A 13,521-nucleotide genomic window follows, 5' to 3' on the forward strand; every position below is an offset into this window, starting at 1 on the left:
CACTAACCTGAACTAGATTTAATATTGTAAAGAACGCAGAGAAGGACAGATAGTGCATTCAAATTACCTCGCAAACAGTAATGGATTAACCACAGAACAAAAGCATAAACCTTTAATTCTTATTGTTGATGACGAACCTAGTAATTTACACGTATTAGTAGAAGGACTTTTAACTGACTACGATGTACGTATTTCTACTAGTGGTGAGCAGGCTTTGATCTTTATTGAGTCAACTCGGCCTGACTTGATTTTATTAGACATAATGATGCCTGGCATGGACGGCTACGAAGTATGTAATATACTCAAAGCGAAACAAAATACCAAAGGCATCCCCGTCATATTTGTAACTGCGCTTACCGAAGAAGAGTCTGAAGAAAAAGGCTTTGCTATGGGCGCAATTGATTACATACATAAGCCTTACAAACTAGCTCTAGTTAGAGCACGCATTCGCACTCATATTACAGCGCAAGGTATGCTAGACAGGTTAATAGAAAAAAACTTTGACCTGCACGACAAACTACTCGAAATAGAATCGCTAATACAAGAGCTAAGCCAGCGTGAAGAAGAATTAAAAGAACTCTCATCAAAACAAAAGTTATTCTACCAAGCCCTAACGGGAACCGCTGATGGTGTTGTTATTGCCGATAGTAATGGCAAAATTATTGCGGTAAACCCTTCATTTTGCCGTATAACCGGTTACTGTGAATCAGACTCACTGCAAATGCAGTTGCACGATATTAAACAAAACAACCACCCTAGTATTAGCTTTGACCAAGTATGGGAACATGCGAATCAAGCAGGCTATTGGAGTGGTGAGCTTGTAACCAGACGAAAAAATGGCGAACTTTATCCAGAGCTACTAACTCTCAGTTTGGTTAAAGGCGATCAAGATACTAACGTGCACTATATTGGTGTATTTAGTGATATTTCGAGCGTTAAAGTAACCCAAGAAAGAATTCATTACCTAACATGGCACGATGAACTTACAGGTTTACCAAACCGAAATGGTTTTTTAAAGCAGTTAGAGCAGCAACTTCAGGTTTGCAGTACCGAAAATAGTTATGCCTATATTTATATTATTGACATAGACAGCTTCCACTCAATCAATGATGGATTAGGCTTACTCGCTGGCGACAGTATCCTTAAAGAATTAACTAAACGAATTCATTCTAAGGTGAGTAAAAAAGATGTTATTGCTCGCTTAGGTAGTGATGAATTTGCAGTACTATGTACAGTTGAAAAAGGTGTGGGCAGAGCTAGAGCTCAAGCAATGGCTGAAAATAAAGCCCAAGAGCTACTTGCAAGTGTAAACCATCCATTTGTCGTTGCTGAACAAGACGTTAGCTTAACAGTAAGTATAGGCACCTATATTTTTCCACGAGAAGATCAATGGGAAAGCGCTATTGAGACTATTCGTAACTGTGAAGCGGCCTGTTACAAAGCAAAAGAGAAAGGCGGCAATAGAGTTACCTTTTTTGATACTTCATTTGGCGAGCAAGCAAAACGCCGTTTTGAAATAGAACAAGATTTACGTAAAGCTATTTTAAATAATGAGCTATCGCTATATTTACAATCCCAATTTGATCGAAACCAAACTCTTAAGGGCGCTGAGGTTTTATTAAGATGGGAGCACCCTCAAAAAGGCTTTATTAGCCCTGGTGAGTTTATATCTATAGCTGAAGAGTCAGATATAATTTATGATTTAGATTGCTGGGTAACTTCAAATGCACTTGAAATACTAACGCAACTTAGTAAAACCCACCCTGAGTTAAACTTATCAATTAATATAAGTGGCAGGCACTTTCATGAAGCGCGTTTTTTAAACTTTATTAGCCAACAGATAAAGCAACATAACATTAATCCTCAACAACTCACTATTGAGATAATTGAAGGTACGTTACTTAATCATATGGAAGCGGCTATTGAAGCTGTTCACTTTCTCAAGAAGCTAGGTATTAGAGTATCAATTGATGACTTTGGTACTGGATATTCGAGCTTAACCTACCTAAAACAATTACCAATACAAGAACTTAAAATTGATCGTTCTTTTGTGTTAGAGGCACCTACCGATAACAACGATAAACTAATTATTGATATGATTGTAAGCTTAGGTCGTTTATTTGAACTCGAGATAGTTGCTGAAGGCGTAGAGAACCAGTCCCACTTTGATTTACTACAGGAGTATCCTGAGGTTATTCTGCAAGGCTATTATTTACACAGACCTGAACCTGCAAGTGATTGGTTTAAAAAGTTAAAGTAACTGTAGAGTGATTTATAAACTAAAAAGCCGAGCATGAATATGCTCGGCTTTTTATGGACTTAATTTTTGCGGTTACTCGCGAACTTGGCCAACTCCATTAACTAAATACTTTTCGGTCGTTAGTGACTCGAGGCCCATAGGACCGTATGCATGTAGCTTGGAGGTCGCTATACCAATCTCTGCGCCTAGACCCAATTGTGAGCCATCAGAAAAACGAGACGATGCGTTAACCATTACTACAGAAGCATCAACACTACGTTGGAATAACTCTGCAGCAGCTTCATTTTTAGTACAAATTACTTCTGTATGGTTTGAACCAAACTGTGCAATGTGTTCAACCGCTGCCGTAAAGTTTGGAACAACGCGAATAGCGATTTCTAAGTCTAGGTACTCTTCACCAAACTCGTTATCAGCTAGGACTGTTGCGTTATCAAAGTATTTAGCTGCAAAGCTGTCAGCATTTATTTTTACACCTTCTTGGCGTAATACAACTGCACACAGATTTAAAAACTCATCTGCCACATCTTGATGCACAACTAAACCTTCTAGTGCATTACAAACACCGGTACGCTGCGTTTTACCGTTAAGCAGTAAGTTAAGCGCAATTTCTAGGTCGGCATCTTTATCTACATATAGATGACAAACGCCTTTGTAATGCTGAATTACTGGGATCGTACTGTTTTCAGTAACAAAGTTAATTAAACCCTCGCCGCCGCGTGGAATGATTAAATCAATGCTTTCACGTTGCTGCATCAGTTCCATTAACAGCGCACGGTCTGGATCTGGAATCACTGAAATAAGTGATACCGGTAAGTTGTGCTTCTCAAGTACGCTGTGCATTACACTTGCGATAGCTTGTGAACTTCTAAGTGCTTCTTTGCCGCCACGTAAAATTACGCCATTACCTGATTTAAAACATAGTGCACCAGCGTCTGCTGTCACATTCGGACGTGCTTCGTAAATCATACATACAACGCCAAGAGGAACTCGCATTTTACGAATTTTAATACCATTTGGGCGCTCAGTAATATCACGTAGCTGACCAACAGGATCATCAAGGCTTACGATTACTTCAATACCTTCTGCCATTGCTTCAATACGCTCATCGTTTAACGTTAAGCGGTCGATCATTGAGGCTGCTAAGTTATTGTCGCGTGCTGCGCTTAAATCACTTTCATTTTCTTTTATTATAAATGCTTTTTGCTCTCTTAGTGCCGCTGCCATTTCAACTAATACTTGGTTTTTAGTCTCGGTATCGAGTAAAGCAAGTGTATGTGCAGCTTTAGCTGCCTGACGTGAAATGTCCGTAATTAAACTCATGACTTCTCCAATAATGCGATATGTTTTTCAGATATAACTGGTCCAATTGAATCCTGCATTTTTTCGCTGAATTCACTCTGTTCGTTGTCTGCAATAAAGTTTAACAAACAGCTACTATAATTTGCGGTCGCTTTAGCTAAACGCGTACCGTCTTCACTACGTACTAAAATGGTATCACCCACGGCAAATTCACCGTGAACTTCCATGATTTCGTCACCACGAATACATCCACTTTCACCTTCAAGAGATTCATCAAATGATCCATCAACAACAACTTCACCTTGCTCATTTGCTGTATGTGTCATCCAATGAATAGAGTCCTGCATCGGTTTTTCGTACGGTAAAAATACACTACCTGGGTTTTCTCCAGCTAGCAGTTTTGTAAATGTTTCTTCTTTAAAGCCATTTATAATATAAGTCGCTATACCATGTGATGTTGCTTTTTCTGCCGCTTCTATTTTAGTTTTCATACCACCAGTACCTACCGCACTTGTAGCACATCCTGCCATAGCATAAATAGATTCATCAATTGATTTTATTTCAGGCAGTAACACCGCATCATCATGTAAGTTAGGATTTTTATCATATAGCCCATCAACGTCTGAGAATATTAATAAAGCATCGGCATCGGCAGCTGCTGCGACCATTGCTGATAAGTTATCATTGTCACCTACTCGTAAATCGTCGGTGGTTACGGCATCGTTTTCATTAATGATAGGAAGTACACCATGTTCAAGTAAAGTGAACACGGTTTCACGGATGCTCTGGTAACGCTCCCGGTCACGTAAATCGCCATGCGTTAATAATAGCTGCGCAGATGGAAAGTCAAAAAAGCGGTCCCACATGGCAATCATTTCTGTTTGACCTGCTGCCGCCATTGCTTTTTTCATTACCACAGAGCGTGGTTTGTCTGATGGGAATAAATGCGCGCCAGCAGCTACAGAACCCGATGATACTAAAATCACCTCGATTCCACGGGCACGACAACGAACAATGAACTGTGCGATGGTTAATATGTAACGCGAACGGCAGCCATCTTGATCTGGTGCAATTAATGCACTACCTACTTTAAGTACGATACGTCGCCAATTTAACTTTTGCATAAATGCTCAACTTTCCATTTTATCTGCGCTCACCTTAATTAGGCGAGCTAAAACTAAGTAGCTAGGTTTAAAACATAGCTTCGAATTTGTCTTTCATTTAGGCAACACTTTTTTTACACACACGCGAAAACCATATCTAAAACAATAAGCTTAGATTTAAGGTTAAGTATAAAGTAGCAACAACCCAATAATATTGAGCAGCACTAATCAAAAAATTTAAAAGTGTTGTTTATGCATCGCTGTAAAAAGCTGTGTGTGGCTTTTTTATTAACAACATACATAGAGCCTCTAAAGTCTGATACACCAACAGATAGGGTGAAGACCAAAGGACCGAGATTTAACCGCCACGATGGGGGTTAAACATTGAAAGTAATAGTTCAACTCAAACCTTTATTTACTTAAATAATTAAATAAACTTGTTTAGCAAAACCATACCAAGAGTTCGGCAAATGAAATTATGTAGTGTTCGAATACTAGTAACACCACTAATGCATGATTATAAAGATTAAAAATGACGTTAAGATTAACAAACCACTTTTACTTCCAATAAACTTCATTAGATAACTAATTATTAGAACACGAAGTATATTACACTAAATACCCCTTAAAAATCAAGGTTAAAATTCGAGCGAAGCTAATTCCTTCTCGTTTGTGGTGTTAGATTGTTATTAAAATTCAACCAATTAAACAATTAATACCGCTTAAAATAAGGCGGCTTAACACGCGCAAAATAATTTAAGCCTACTAATCTTCTATAAGCAGCTAAAATTGATTAGTAATATTTGAATTTCCCGTGTATACCCCTGTATTAATAATTAACAAAAGTTATACTTTCTAAACAAACCGTCATAAATAAGGAATTCTTAATCTATGTCAGCAATTTACATAGCCGGTATCGCACTTTGCTCTGTGCTTGCCCAATGGGTCGCGTGGGCTTTTAGAGTGCCCGCTATTCTTTTCTTATTGCTTACTGGTCTTTTACTTGGGCCATTTAGTGGTGTTTTAGACCCTGATGCATTGTTAGGTGATTTACTGTTTCCAGTTGTATCACTAAGTGTTGCCATCATTTTATTTGAAGGATCCTTAACTCTGCATTTCAGAGAGCTAAAAGGAATCGGAAAAGTTGTAAGGAACCTTTGCTCCATCGGCATGCTTACTACCTGTATTATTATTAGCCTCAGCGCCTATTGGTTGCTTGAACTTAATTGGCGTGTAGCTGCGGTATTAGGTGCAGTGCTAGTTGTAACAGGCCCTACTGTTATAGCACCGCTATTAAACTCTATGCGCCCAACACAAGACATTGACCGCATACTTCGATGGGAAGGTATTGTAATAGACCCGATCGGCGCATTATTCGCTGTATTAGTATTTGAAGCCGTAATGCTGGTAGGCCAAGGCGAAGTATTTAGCCACACTATTATTGCTTTAGTTAAAACCCTAGGTGTTGGATTAAGTATTGGTGTTGCTGCTGGTTGGTTAACAACACTATTAATGCGCCGCGAGTGGCTACCATTTGAATTACATAAGTTTGGTATATTGGCATTAGTACTCATTAGTTTTTCTGTATCAAACTATTTAAGCCATGAATCAGGCCTATTAGCAGTGACTGTATTTGGTATTTGGCTTGCTAACCAAGACGATTTAGAAATAGATTCTGTACTTGAGTTCAAAGAAGACTTGTCGATGATATTAATATCAACGCTGTTTATTTTACTTGCAGCACGCTTACAGCTCTCTGATTTGATGATGCTCGACAGCGATGTATTTATATTTTTAGCTATCGTGCTTTTTGTTGCTCGTCCACTGTGTATTGCTATTTCGACCTTTGGTACTGACTTACCAATGAAGTCTCGTTTGGTACTTGCCTGGATAGCTCCACGCGGTATAGTCGCCGCAGCCGTTGGGTCGGTATTTGCGCTTAGTATGATGGAGTCTGGTGTTGCTGATGCTGAAAAAATGGTACCTCTTATATTTACAGTAATTATAATTACCGTTGTACTACAGAGCTTAACCGCCATTCCTGTTGCCAAGCTATTAGGTGTACGCCAACCATCGCCAAATACAATATTAATTATTGGTGCAAACCATGTATCGCGTGCAATCGGCCGAGGCTTACAAGAGCAAAACATTCCGGTTCACCTGTCAGATCCTGCATGGGAAAACTGCAGAATGGCACGTATGGATGGTTTAGCTTGTTATTATGGTAACCCGCAATCAGAGCATGCTGAACGCTACTTACCTCTAACAACGATTCGTAGTGTATTAGCGTTATCGCCAAATCGTCATCATAATGCGTTAGGTGTTCAATACTTTTCGCATTTACTTAATGAGAAAAATGTATTTTCGCTACGCTCATCAACGTCGCATGCAAAAGCAAATAAAGACAGCGCAACGTTTTTATCTAGACAAATACTGTTTGGAGACGAAGGCTCGTATGCACGTTTAAGCAGTATTATAGCTAAAGGCGGTAAGGTTAGTTCAACACGTATCTCGGATGAGTTTAGCTGGGAACAATACTTAGAAATGAACCCTGAGGCTATCCCTTTATTTATTCTCAAAGGTGATAAAGACAGTGATGACGATACACCAATTAAGCTAAGACCGTTTACAATCAACATGGAAAAACCGCCGCAAGAAGGCGAACGCGTTGTTGCTTTACAGCCGCCTAAAATGTCAGTTTTAAAAGACCCGCAAACAAAGGCTAAAGAAGACAGTTAAATACTTTTACAAACTGTAAAAACTAAAAAACCCTAACTTAAAAAGTTAGGGTTTTGTTTTTAAAAGCCATTAAATAGGAAGGCGAGCTCGAGCAACCACACTATCTGGCATTTTTTGCGCTAACTTAGTCAGCGCTCGCTCAATTTTTCTATGAGTCGCTTTATCTGCCACCATAGAATTGAATAGCCAACGATAGGCATCTTCAAAATCACGCGGGCTGCCATAACCATCATTAAATAATTTAACTAAACGTAGCTGTGCTTTTAAATTGCCTTGCGACGAGGCTTCACGCAAATACGTAATTGCCATTGCTTTATCTTGCTGAACTAAGCGACCAGTGTCGTAGTATCGTCCCAATTGCTCTAGCGCTGCCGCTAAGCCTTGCTCAGCTGCTTTTCGCATGTAATACACACCTAACTCTACATTGCGATCAACGCACACGTTATAAGCCAGCATATCGCCGTATAAAAATTGATAAGACGGCAATGCCATTTTATTGGCTCGTGCTTCTATATCTTGCACCAACTGGCAATCATCTGCCTTTACGCGCGCTAAATGCGTATTTTTATTTATTAACGCAATTAGCTCTGATTCTGTATACAGCGGCACAGCAGCAGGGCTTTCTGTAGCTAAGCTATTGGTTGCTATAAATAAAGACAGCGGTATTAGCGAAAGCCTTAGTACGCAATTACGATTAAATAAACGCATGTTCACCACTTATATAAATAAACTTATTAAATAATATACAAAGATCGTTCCAAGGTGAATTTTAGACACAAAAAAAGCTGCACGAAGCAGCTTTTTTTAATCTAATGGTAATTACGCAAACGGATTGCGAAGCACCATAGTTTCTACACGGTCAGGACCTGTAGAAATAATATCAATTGGAACACCCGTAATTTCTTCAATACGTTTGATGTAGTCAATCGCAGCTTTTGGTAAACCGTCAAGACTCGTTACACCAACAGTGTTTTCTGACCAACCTGGCATTTCTTCGTATACTGGTGTTACTTTATCGTAACCTTCAGCCGCTAATGGTGTTACGTTAGTAACTGTGCCATCTTCAAGCTTGTAACCAGTACAGATTTTAAGTGTTTCTAAGCCATCTAAAACATCAAGCTTAGTTAAACAAAAACCTGAAATACTATTGATTTGAACTGCACGGCGCATAGCCACTGCATCTAACCAACCAGTACGACGAAGTCGACCTGTTGTAGCGCCAAACTCATGGCCTTTATCACCTAGGTGCTTACCAACTGGATCTTGTTTATCAAGACCGTCGTAAAGCTCTGTAGGGAAAGGACCTGAACCAACACGTGTAGTGTACGCTTTAATAATACCTAAAACGTAATCAAGGTTTAATGGACCAAAACCTGCACCAGTCGCAACGCCACCAGCGGTAGTGTTTGAAGATGTTACATAAGGGTAAGTACCGTGATCTATATCAAGTAACGTACCTTGTGCACCTTCAAATAAAATGTTTTCGCCTGCTAAACGCGTTTGATCTAAAAGCTCAGTTACATCTACAACCATTGCTTTTAAGATATCAGCAACAGCCATTGCATCATCAAACGTTTTTTGGAAATCTACAGCATCTACTTTGTAGTAGTTAACTAAAGTGAAGTTGTGGTACTCAAGCACTTCTTTTAATTTAGCTGCAAATACTTCAGGATTAAATAAATCGCCTACGCGTAAACCACGACGTGCTACTTTATCTTCGTACGCAGGACCGATTCCACGGCCAGTTGTACCAATAGGCTTATCGCCACGAGCTGTTTCGCGGGCTACATCTAATGCAACATGGAAAGGCAAGATTAGCGGACATGCTTCACTTATTAAAAGACGCTCGCGTACTGGTACGCCGCGCTCTTCAAGCATGCCAATTTCTCTCATTAGCGCTTCTGGTGATAAAACTACACCATTACCAATCACACATTTAACATTGTCACGTAATACACCCGATGGAATAAGGTGTAGAACCGTCTTTTCACCTTCGATAACTAAAGTATGACCCGCATTGTGGCCACCTTGATAACGAACTACTAAAGATGCTTTGTCTGTAAGGAGATCAACTACCTTACCCTTTCCTTCGTCACCCCATTGGGTGCCTAATACAACAACGTTTTTACCCATCGTAAATTCACTTAGAGAAAATTAGGACGAGATTTTACCAGAAAACTAAAGTAAAGATCACCCCTGTTCAGCTTATTTTTTCTGCGGGCAATTGTTATATCCAAATATTGACCAATAACCACATAAATAACAGTGATTTAACGCACTAGTTTGTATTTAACAAAAAGCCCCGCAAATGCGAGGCTTTTTAACTTTTAAATAATTAACGTAAAGTCTATTGAGCTTTAGCGCCTTTCATATATTGGAAGAAGTCGCTATCTGGTGAAAGCACCATAACATCTTGCTTATCTTTAAAAGTCTTTTTGTAAGCTTCAAGCGAACGTACAAAACTAAAGAACTCAGGGTCTTTGTTGTACGCATTAGCATAAATGCCTGCAGCATCAGCATCGCCTTGACCACGTACAGAACGTGCATTACGCTCAGCATCAGCAAGCATTACAGTTACTCGACGGTCAACTCCCGCACGAATAGTCTCTGCTTTTTCCTGACCTTCAGAACGGTGCTCTTTTGCAACCGCAGTACGCTCAGCGCGCATACGTTGGTAAATAGAGCTGCTCACTTCTTGTGGTAGGTTGATTTGCTTAACACGTACGTCTAGTACTTCAATACCTAGCTCACGTGCACTTTCAGAAGCTTGTACTAACGCTTCTTCCATCAACTCGCTACGCTCACCCGATACAATTTCGCGAATTGTACGTGTACCAAAGTTTGTACGAAGACCATTGTTTACTTTTTGCTTAAGTAGCGTTTCAGCATATTGCTTATCGCCACGAGCACGTAAGTAAAAAGCACTAAAGTCATTAACGCGCCATTTTACAAACGAATCAACAATTAAGTCTTTTTTCTCGCTAGTAACAAAGCGATCTGGCGCACCATCTAGCGTTTGAATACGTGCATCAATACGACGTACTTGGCTAAAAAATGGTACTTTAAATTGTAGGCCTGGGCCATATACAATCGCTTTATCGTCGCTATCTTTTTGTACTTTACTGAATAACATTACAATTGCTTTTTGCCCTTCAGGTACAACAAATACCGATGAGAAAGACATAACAATGGCAGCTAATAGTATTACTAAACTAAAGTTTTTCATTATGATTATCTCCCATCATTGAAGCGGTCGTTGTTAAAGCGGTCATTGCCACTATTAACAGAGCTATTGCGCGACGTATTAACTTTATTACGTAAGTCTTGAATATCACTTGAACTTGGAAGTGCAACTCGTGTTGCGGTTCCTTGCTTGTCCATGATTTTATCAAGAGGTAAATACATCATGTTATTGCCGCCTTTAACATCAACCAATATTTTAGAACTACTCCCTAACACTTCTTCCATTGCATCAATGTATAAGCGCTCACGAGTAACTTCTTTAGCTGCTTGATATTCAGGTAAAAGCTTTTCAAAGCGAGCTACCTCACCTTGTGCTTCCAATGTAATGCGCTCTTGATAACCTTCCGCTTCTTGAGTCATACGCGTTACTTGACCACGAGCACGCGGTTCAATTTCACGAGCATATGCTTCTGCTTCACGAATGAAACGTTCTTCATCTTCTTGTGCAGCAATTGCATCATCAAATGCATCTTTAACTTCAGTTGGTGGACGAGAGTCTTTAAAGTTCACGTCAGTAACAATTAAACCTAAGTTATATGGTTCGATAATCTTATTAAGCTCATCCCATGTATTTTGACGAACAACCTCACGGCCATTAGTTAATACTTGGTCCATTTTTGCATGGCCCACAACATAACGCAGTGCACTGTCTAGCGCTTCTTCTAAGCTACTATCAGCGTTAGTTACGCTAAATTCATAAAGGTATGGGTCAATAACACGGTATTGCACCTGAAACTCTACGCTCACTACGTTTTCGTCTTCAGTAAGCATAAAACCAGAAGCCGATAATGAACGAACTGCTTCAATATCTACTGGGATTACCGTTTCGATGAAAGTCATTTTCCAACGCAAACCAGGATCAGCAATTCGGTCGTATTTACCAAATTGTAGAACCACACCACGCTCGGCTTCTTTAACCGTATAAATACCACTTAACGCCCATACAATAACGGCGATAATAAGTATGAATGAAATACCGGCTCCGCCAAGTCCACCGCCGCTACCATTGCCGGATTTTTTCCCGCCAAATAAGCCGCTGAACTTGTTACTAAACTTGCGGAACACCTCGTCTAAATCAGGTGGGCCTTGATCACGTCCGCCTTTATTATTCCACGGATCTTTGTCATTGCCATTATTACCCGGTTCATTCCAGGCCATAGCTATACTCCATTGTTATCTAAATAAATTAGGAAATTGTGTTAAATCTAACAAATCTACCGCGTTTCTCATACAAAAACCGACATTAAAACGTCAATTTTTAATTACGGTTGATAAAACCAGCAATTTCAGGACCAAATTCTTTAATTAAACGATTCCACTCAACCATTGGCATTCTAACATCTAACAGCCAATTACCTTGCTCATCAAATTGCTCTTCATGCACTGCATTTAAACTGAACAATGCAGCTCTTAAGCGACCATACAATGGCGTAAGAAATAATGTTTCGTTAAACATCTTCTTAGCTAGTAACTCACTGATAGCCTCGCTAAGTAATTCACACCCTTCACCAGTCTGAGCGCTAAGCCATACTCTTATAGGTTGACCTTCGTCATCTCGATCAATACGTGGGCTTACGTTATCCAGCGCATCAATTTTATTATAAATTAATAGCTGTGGTACTTCATCGGCCTCAATTTCTTTAAGCACCGATTGTACTTGTTCAATATTTTCTTGCAGACGTGAGTCTGCTGCATCAATTACATGTAACTGCAAATCAGCTTCGCGAGTTTCAGTAAGCGTTGCTTTAAAAGCAGCAACTAAGTCATGTGGTAGGTGACGAATAAAGCCTACTGTATCGGCTAAGATAACAGGGCCAACATCACCTAACTCAAGCTTACGTAGAGTCGGGTCAAGCGTGGCAAACAACTGATCGGCCGCGTATACATCTGAATTTGTAATTCGATTAAATAATGTAGATTTACCCGCATTGGTATAACCAACTAATGAAACTGTAGGTATTTCGTTGCGAGTACGAGCTCGCCTACCTTGTTCACGTTGCACTGCAACTTTAGCTAAACGTGCACGAATATTTTGGATACGGGCACGAAGTAATCTTCTGTCAGTTTCAAGTTGAGTTTCACCTGGACCACGTAAACCAATCCCGCCTTTTTGGCGTTCAAGGTGAGTCCAGCCTCGAATTAATCGAGTCGACATATGGCGAAGTTGAGCCAATTCAACTTGCAGCTTACCCTCGTGGGTACGTGCGCGTTGGGCAAAAATATCAAGAATTAGCGTCGTTCTATCAAGCACACGACATTGACAAACGCGCTCTAAATTACGCTCTTGTGATGGCCTGAGTTGATGATTAAAAATTACGACATCTGCTTTGTGGATTTTGACAATCTCAGCTATTTCTTCTGCTTTACCGGTACCGACGAATAGTTTCGGATGTGGTGCTTGACGGCTGCCTTGCACAACCGCCAAACTACTAACACCAGCAGAAGATACCAACATTTCTAATTCGTGAAGATCTTCACGATCTCCTTCTTTAGGCAAGTCGATATGAACTAAAATTGCCTGTTCGCCGGATTCATAGCGGTCAAACAAACATTATGCTCCTAATTAAAAGTTTCCAGCTTCTGCCTCTTCAGTGTCATCACTTCCTTGAACTGCTTGGAAGTTAACTGCGCGAGCAGGGACAACTGTAGAAATTGCATGCTTATAAACCATTTGATTTACGGTGTTCTCTAGTAAAATAACAAATTGGTCAAATGACTGAATTTTGCCTTGTAATTTTATGCCATTTACCAAAAAGATTGATACTGGAATGCGCTCACGTCGTAGTGCATTCAAAAATGGGTCTTGTAACGATTGGCCTTTTGCCATGTTATTGTTCCTTCGTTCTAGGTGTTATTATAATTAAGTGGCTGAACTTA

The 13,521-nt window shown here is 39.8% G+C and carries 10 protein-coding genes; 2 read left to right on the forward strand and 8 right to left on the reverse strand.

All coding sequences use genetic code 11. From position 1 onward, the window contains the following. The first annotated feature begins 52 nt into the window (after positions 1-52). Positions 53-2,260 (forward strand): EAL domain-containing protein, encoded by a 2,208-nt coding sequence (locus I6E69_RS06190; RefSeq protein ID WP_197120838.1) that lies wholly within the window; start codon positions 53-55, stop codon positions 2,258-2,260. Between the two features lie 72 nt (positions 2,261-2,332). Here I6E69_RS06190 and I6E69_RS06195 read toward each other — a convergent pair whose 3' ends face one another. Beyond that, positions 2,333-3,580, reverse strand: coding sequence for a glutamate-5-semialdehyde dehydrogenase (locus I6E69_RS06195; protein ID WP_002957875.1), 1,248 nt, complete (start codon positions 3,578-3,580; stop codon positions 2,333-2,335). After that, positions 3,577-4,683 carry a glutamate 5-kinase gene (gene proB, locus I6E69_RS06200; RefSeq protein ID WP_002957876.1) on the reverse strand — a complete coding sequence of 369 codons (1,107 nt, stop codon included), beginning with the start codon at positions 4,681-4,683 and terminating at the stop codon, positions 3,577-3,579. Before proB ends, I6E69_RS06195 begins: the two co-directional genes overlap by 4 nt. Positions 4,684-5,553: 870 nt before the next feature. Between proB and I6E69_RS06205 the strand changes: the two genes are divergently transcribed. Then, positions 5,554-7,401 carry a sodium:proton antiporter gene (locus I6E69_RS06205; RefSeq protein WP_002957877.1) on the forward strand — a complete coding sequence of 616 codons (1,848 nt, stop codon included), beginning with the start codon at positions 5,554-5,556 and terminating at the stop codon, positions 7,399-7,401. A gap of 69 nt (positions 7,402-7,470) precedes the next feature. Here I6E69_RS06205 and I6E69_RS06210 read toward each other — a convergent pair whose 3' ends face one another. The 6 genes from I6E69_RS06210 to hfq form a co-directional block, all read right to left on the reverse strand. Continuing rightward, positions 7,471-8,109 carry a tetratricopeptide repeat protein gene (locus I6E69_RS06210; protein WP_039489024.1) on the reverse strand — a complete coding sequence of 213 codons (639 nt, stop codon included), beginning with the start codon at positions 8,107-8,109 and terminating at the stop codon, positions 7,471-7,473. Positions 8,110-8,220: 111 nt separating this feature from the next. Next, positions 8,221-9,534, reverse strand: a complete 1,314-nt coding sequence (locus I6E69_RS06215; RefSeq protein WP_024597266.1) for an adenylosuccinate synthase — start codon at positions 9,532-9,534, stop codon at positions 8,221-8,223. Positions 9,535-9,748: 214 nt separating this feature from the next. Further along, positions 9,749-10,627 carry a protease modulator HflC gene (gene hflC, locus I6E69_RS06220; protein WP_002957880.1) on the reverse strand — a complete coding sequence of 293 codons (879 nt, stop codon included), beginning with the start codon at positions 10,625-10,627 and terminating at the stop codon, positions 9,749-9,751. 5 nt (positions 10,628-10,632) lie between these two features. Then, entirely contained in the window at positions 10,633-11,802 is a 1,170-nt protein-coding gene (gene hflK / locus I6E69_RS06225) for an FtsH protease activity modulator HflK (RefSeq protein ID WP_002957881.1), read from the reverse strand. Positions 11,803-11,902: 100 nt separating this feature from the next. Beyond that, positions 11,903-13,192, reverse strand: coding sequence for a ribosome rescue GTPase HflX (hflX, locus tag I6E69_RS06230; RefSeq protein WP_024597267.1), 1,290 nt, complete (start codon positions 13,190-13,192; stop codon positions 11,903-11,905). Between the two features lie 15 nt (positions 13,193-13,207). Beyond that, complete coding sequence (hfq, locus tag I6E69_RS06235; protein ID WP_002957883.1) at positions 13,208-13,471, reverse strand: RNA chaperone Hfq; 264 nt, start codon at positions 13,469-13,471, stop codon at positions 13,208-13,210. Between the last annotated feature and the right edge of the window lie 50 nt (positions 13,472-13,521).

The organism is Pseudoalteromonas sp. NZS100, from assembly GCF_015864815.1.
Taxonomy (GTDB): Bacteria; Pseudomonadota; Gammaproteobacteria; order Enterobacterales; family Alteromonadaceae; genus Pseudoalteromonas; species Pseudoalteromonas distincta.

Coding starts and splice junctions, on each gene's coding strand:
- I6E69_RS06195 (WP_002957875.1), bottom strand. CDS start 3,580: ATGAGTTTAATTACGGACATTTCACGTCAGGCAGCTAAAGCTGCACAT.
- hflK (WP_002957881.1), bottom strand. CDS start 11,802: ATGGCCTGGAATGAACCGGGTAATAATGGCAATGACAAAGATCCGTGG.
- I6E69_RS06210 (WP_039489024.1), bottom strand. CDS start 8,109: ATGCGTTTATTTAATCGTAATTGCGTACTAAGGCTTTCGCTAATACCG.
- proB (WP_002957876.1), bottom strand. CDS start 4,683: ATGCAAAAGTTAAATTGGCGACGTATCGTACTTAAAGTAGGTAGTGCA.
- I6E69_RS06205 (WP_002957877.1), top strand. CDS start 5,554: ATGTCAGCAATTTACATAGCCGGTATCGCACTTTGCTCTGTGCTTGCC.
- hfq (WP_002957883.1), bottom strand. CDS start 13,471: ATGGCAAAAGGCCAATCGTTACAAGACCCATTTTTGAATGCACTACGA.
- I6E69_RS06215 (WP_024597266.1), bottom strand. CDS start 9,534: ATGGGTAAAAACGTTGTTGTATTAGGCACCCAATGGGGTGACGAAGGA.
- hflC (WP_002957880.1), bottom strand. CDS start 10,627: ATGAAAAACTTTAGTTTAGTAATACTATTAGCTGCCATTGTTATGTCT.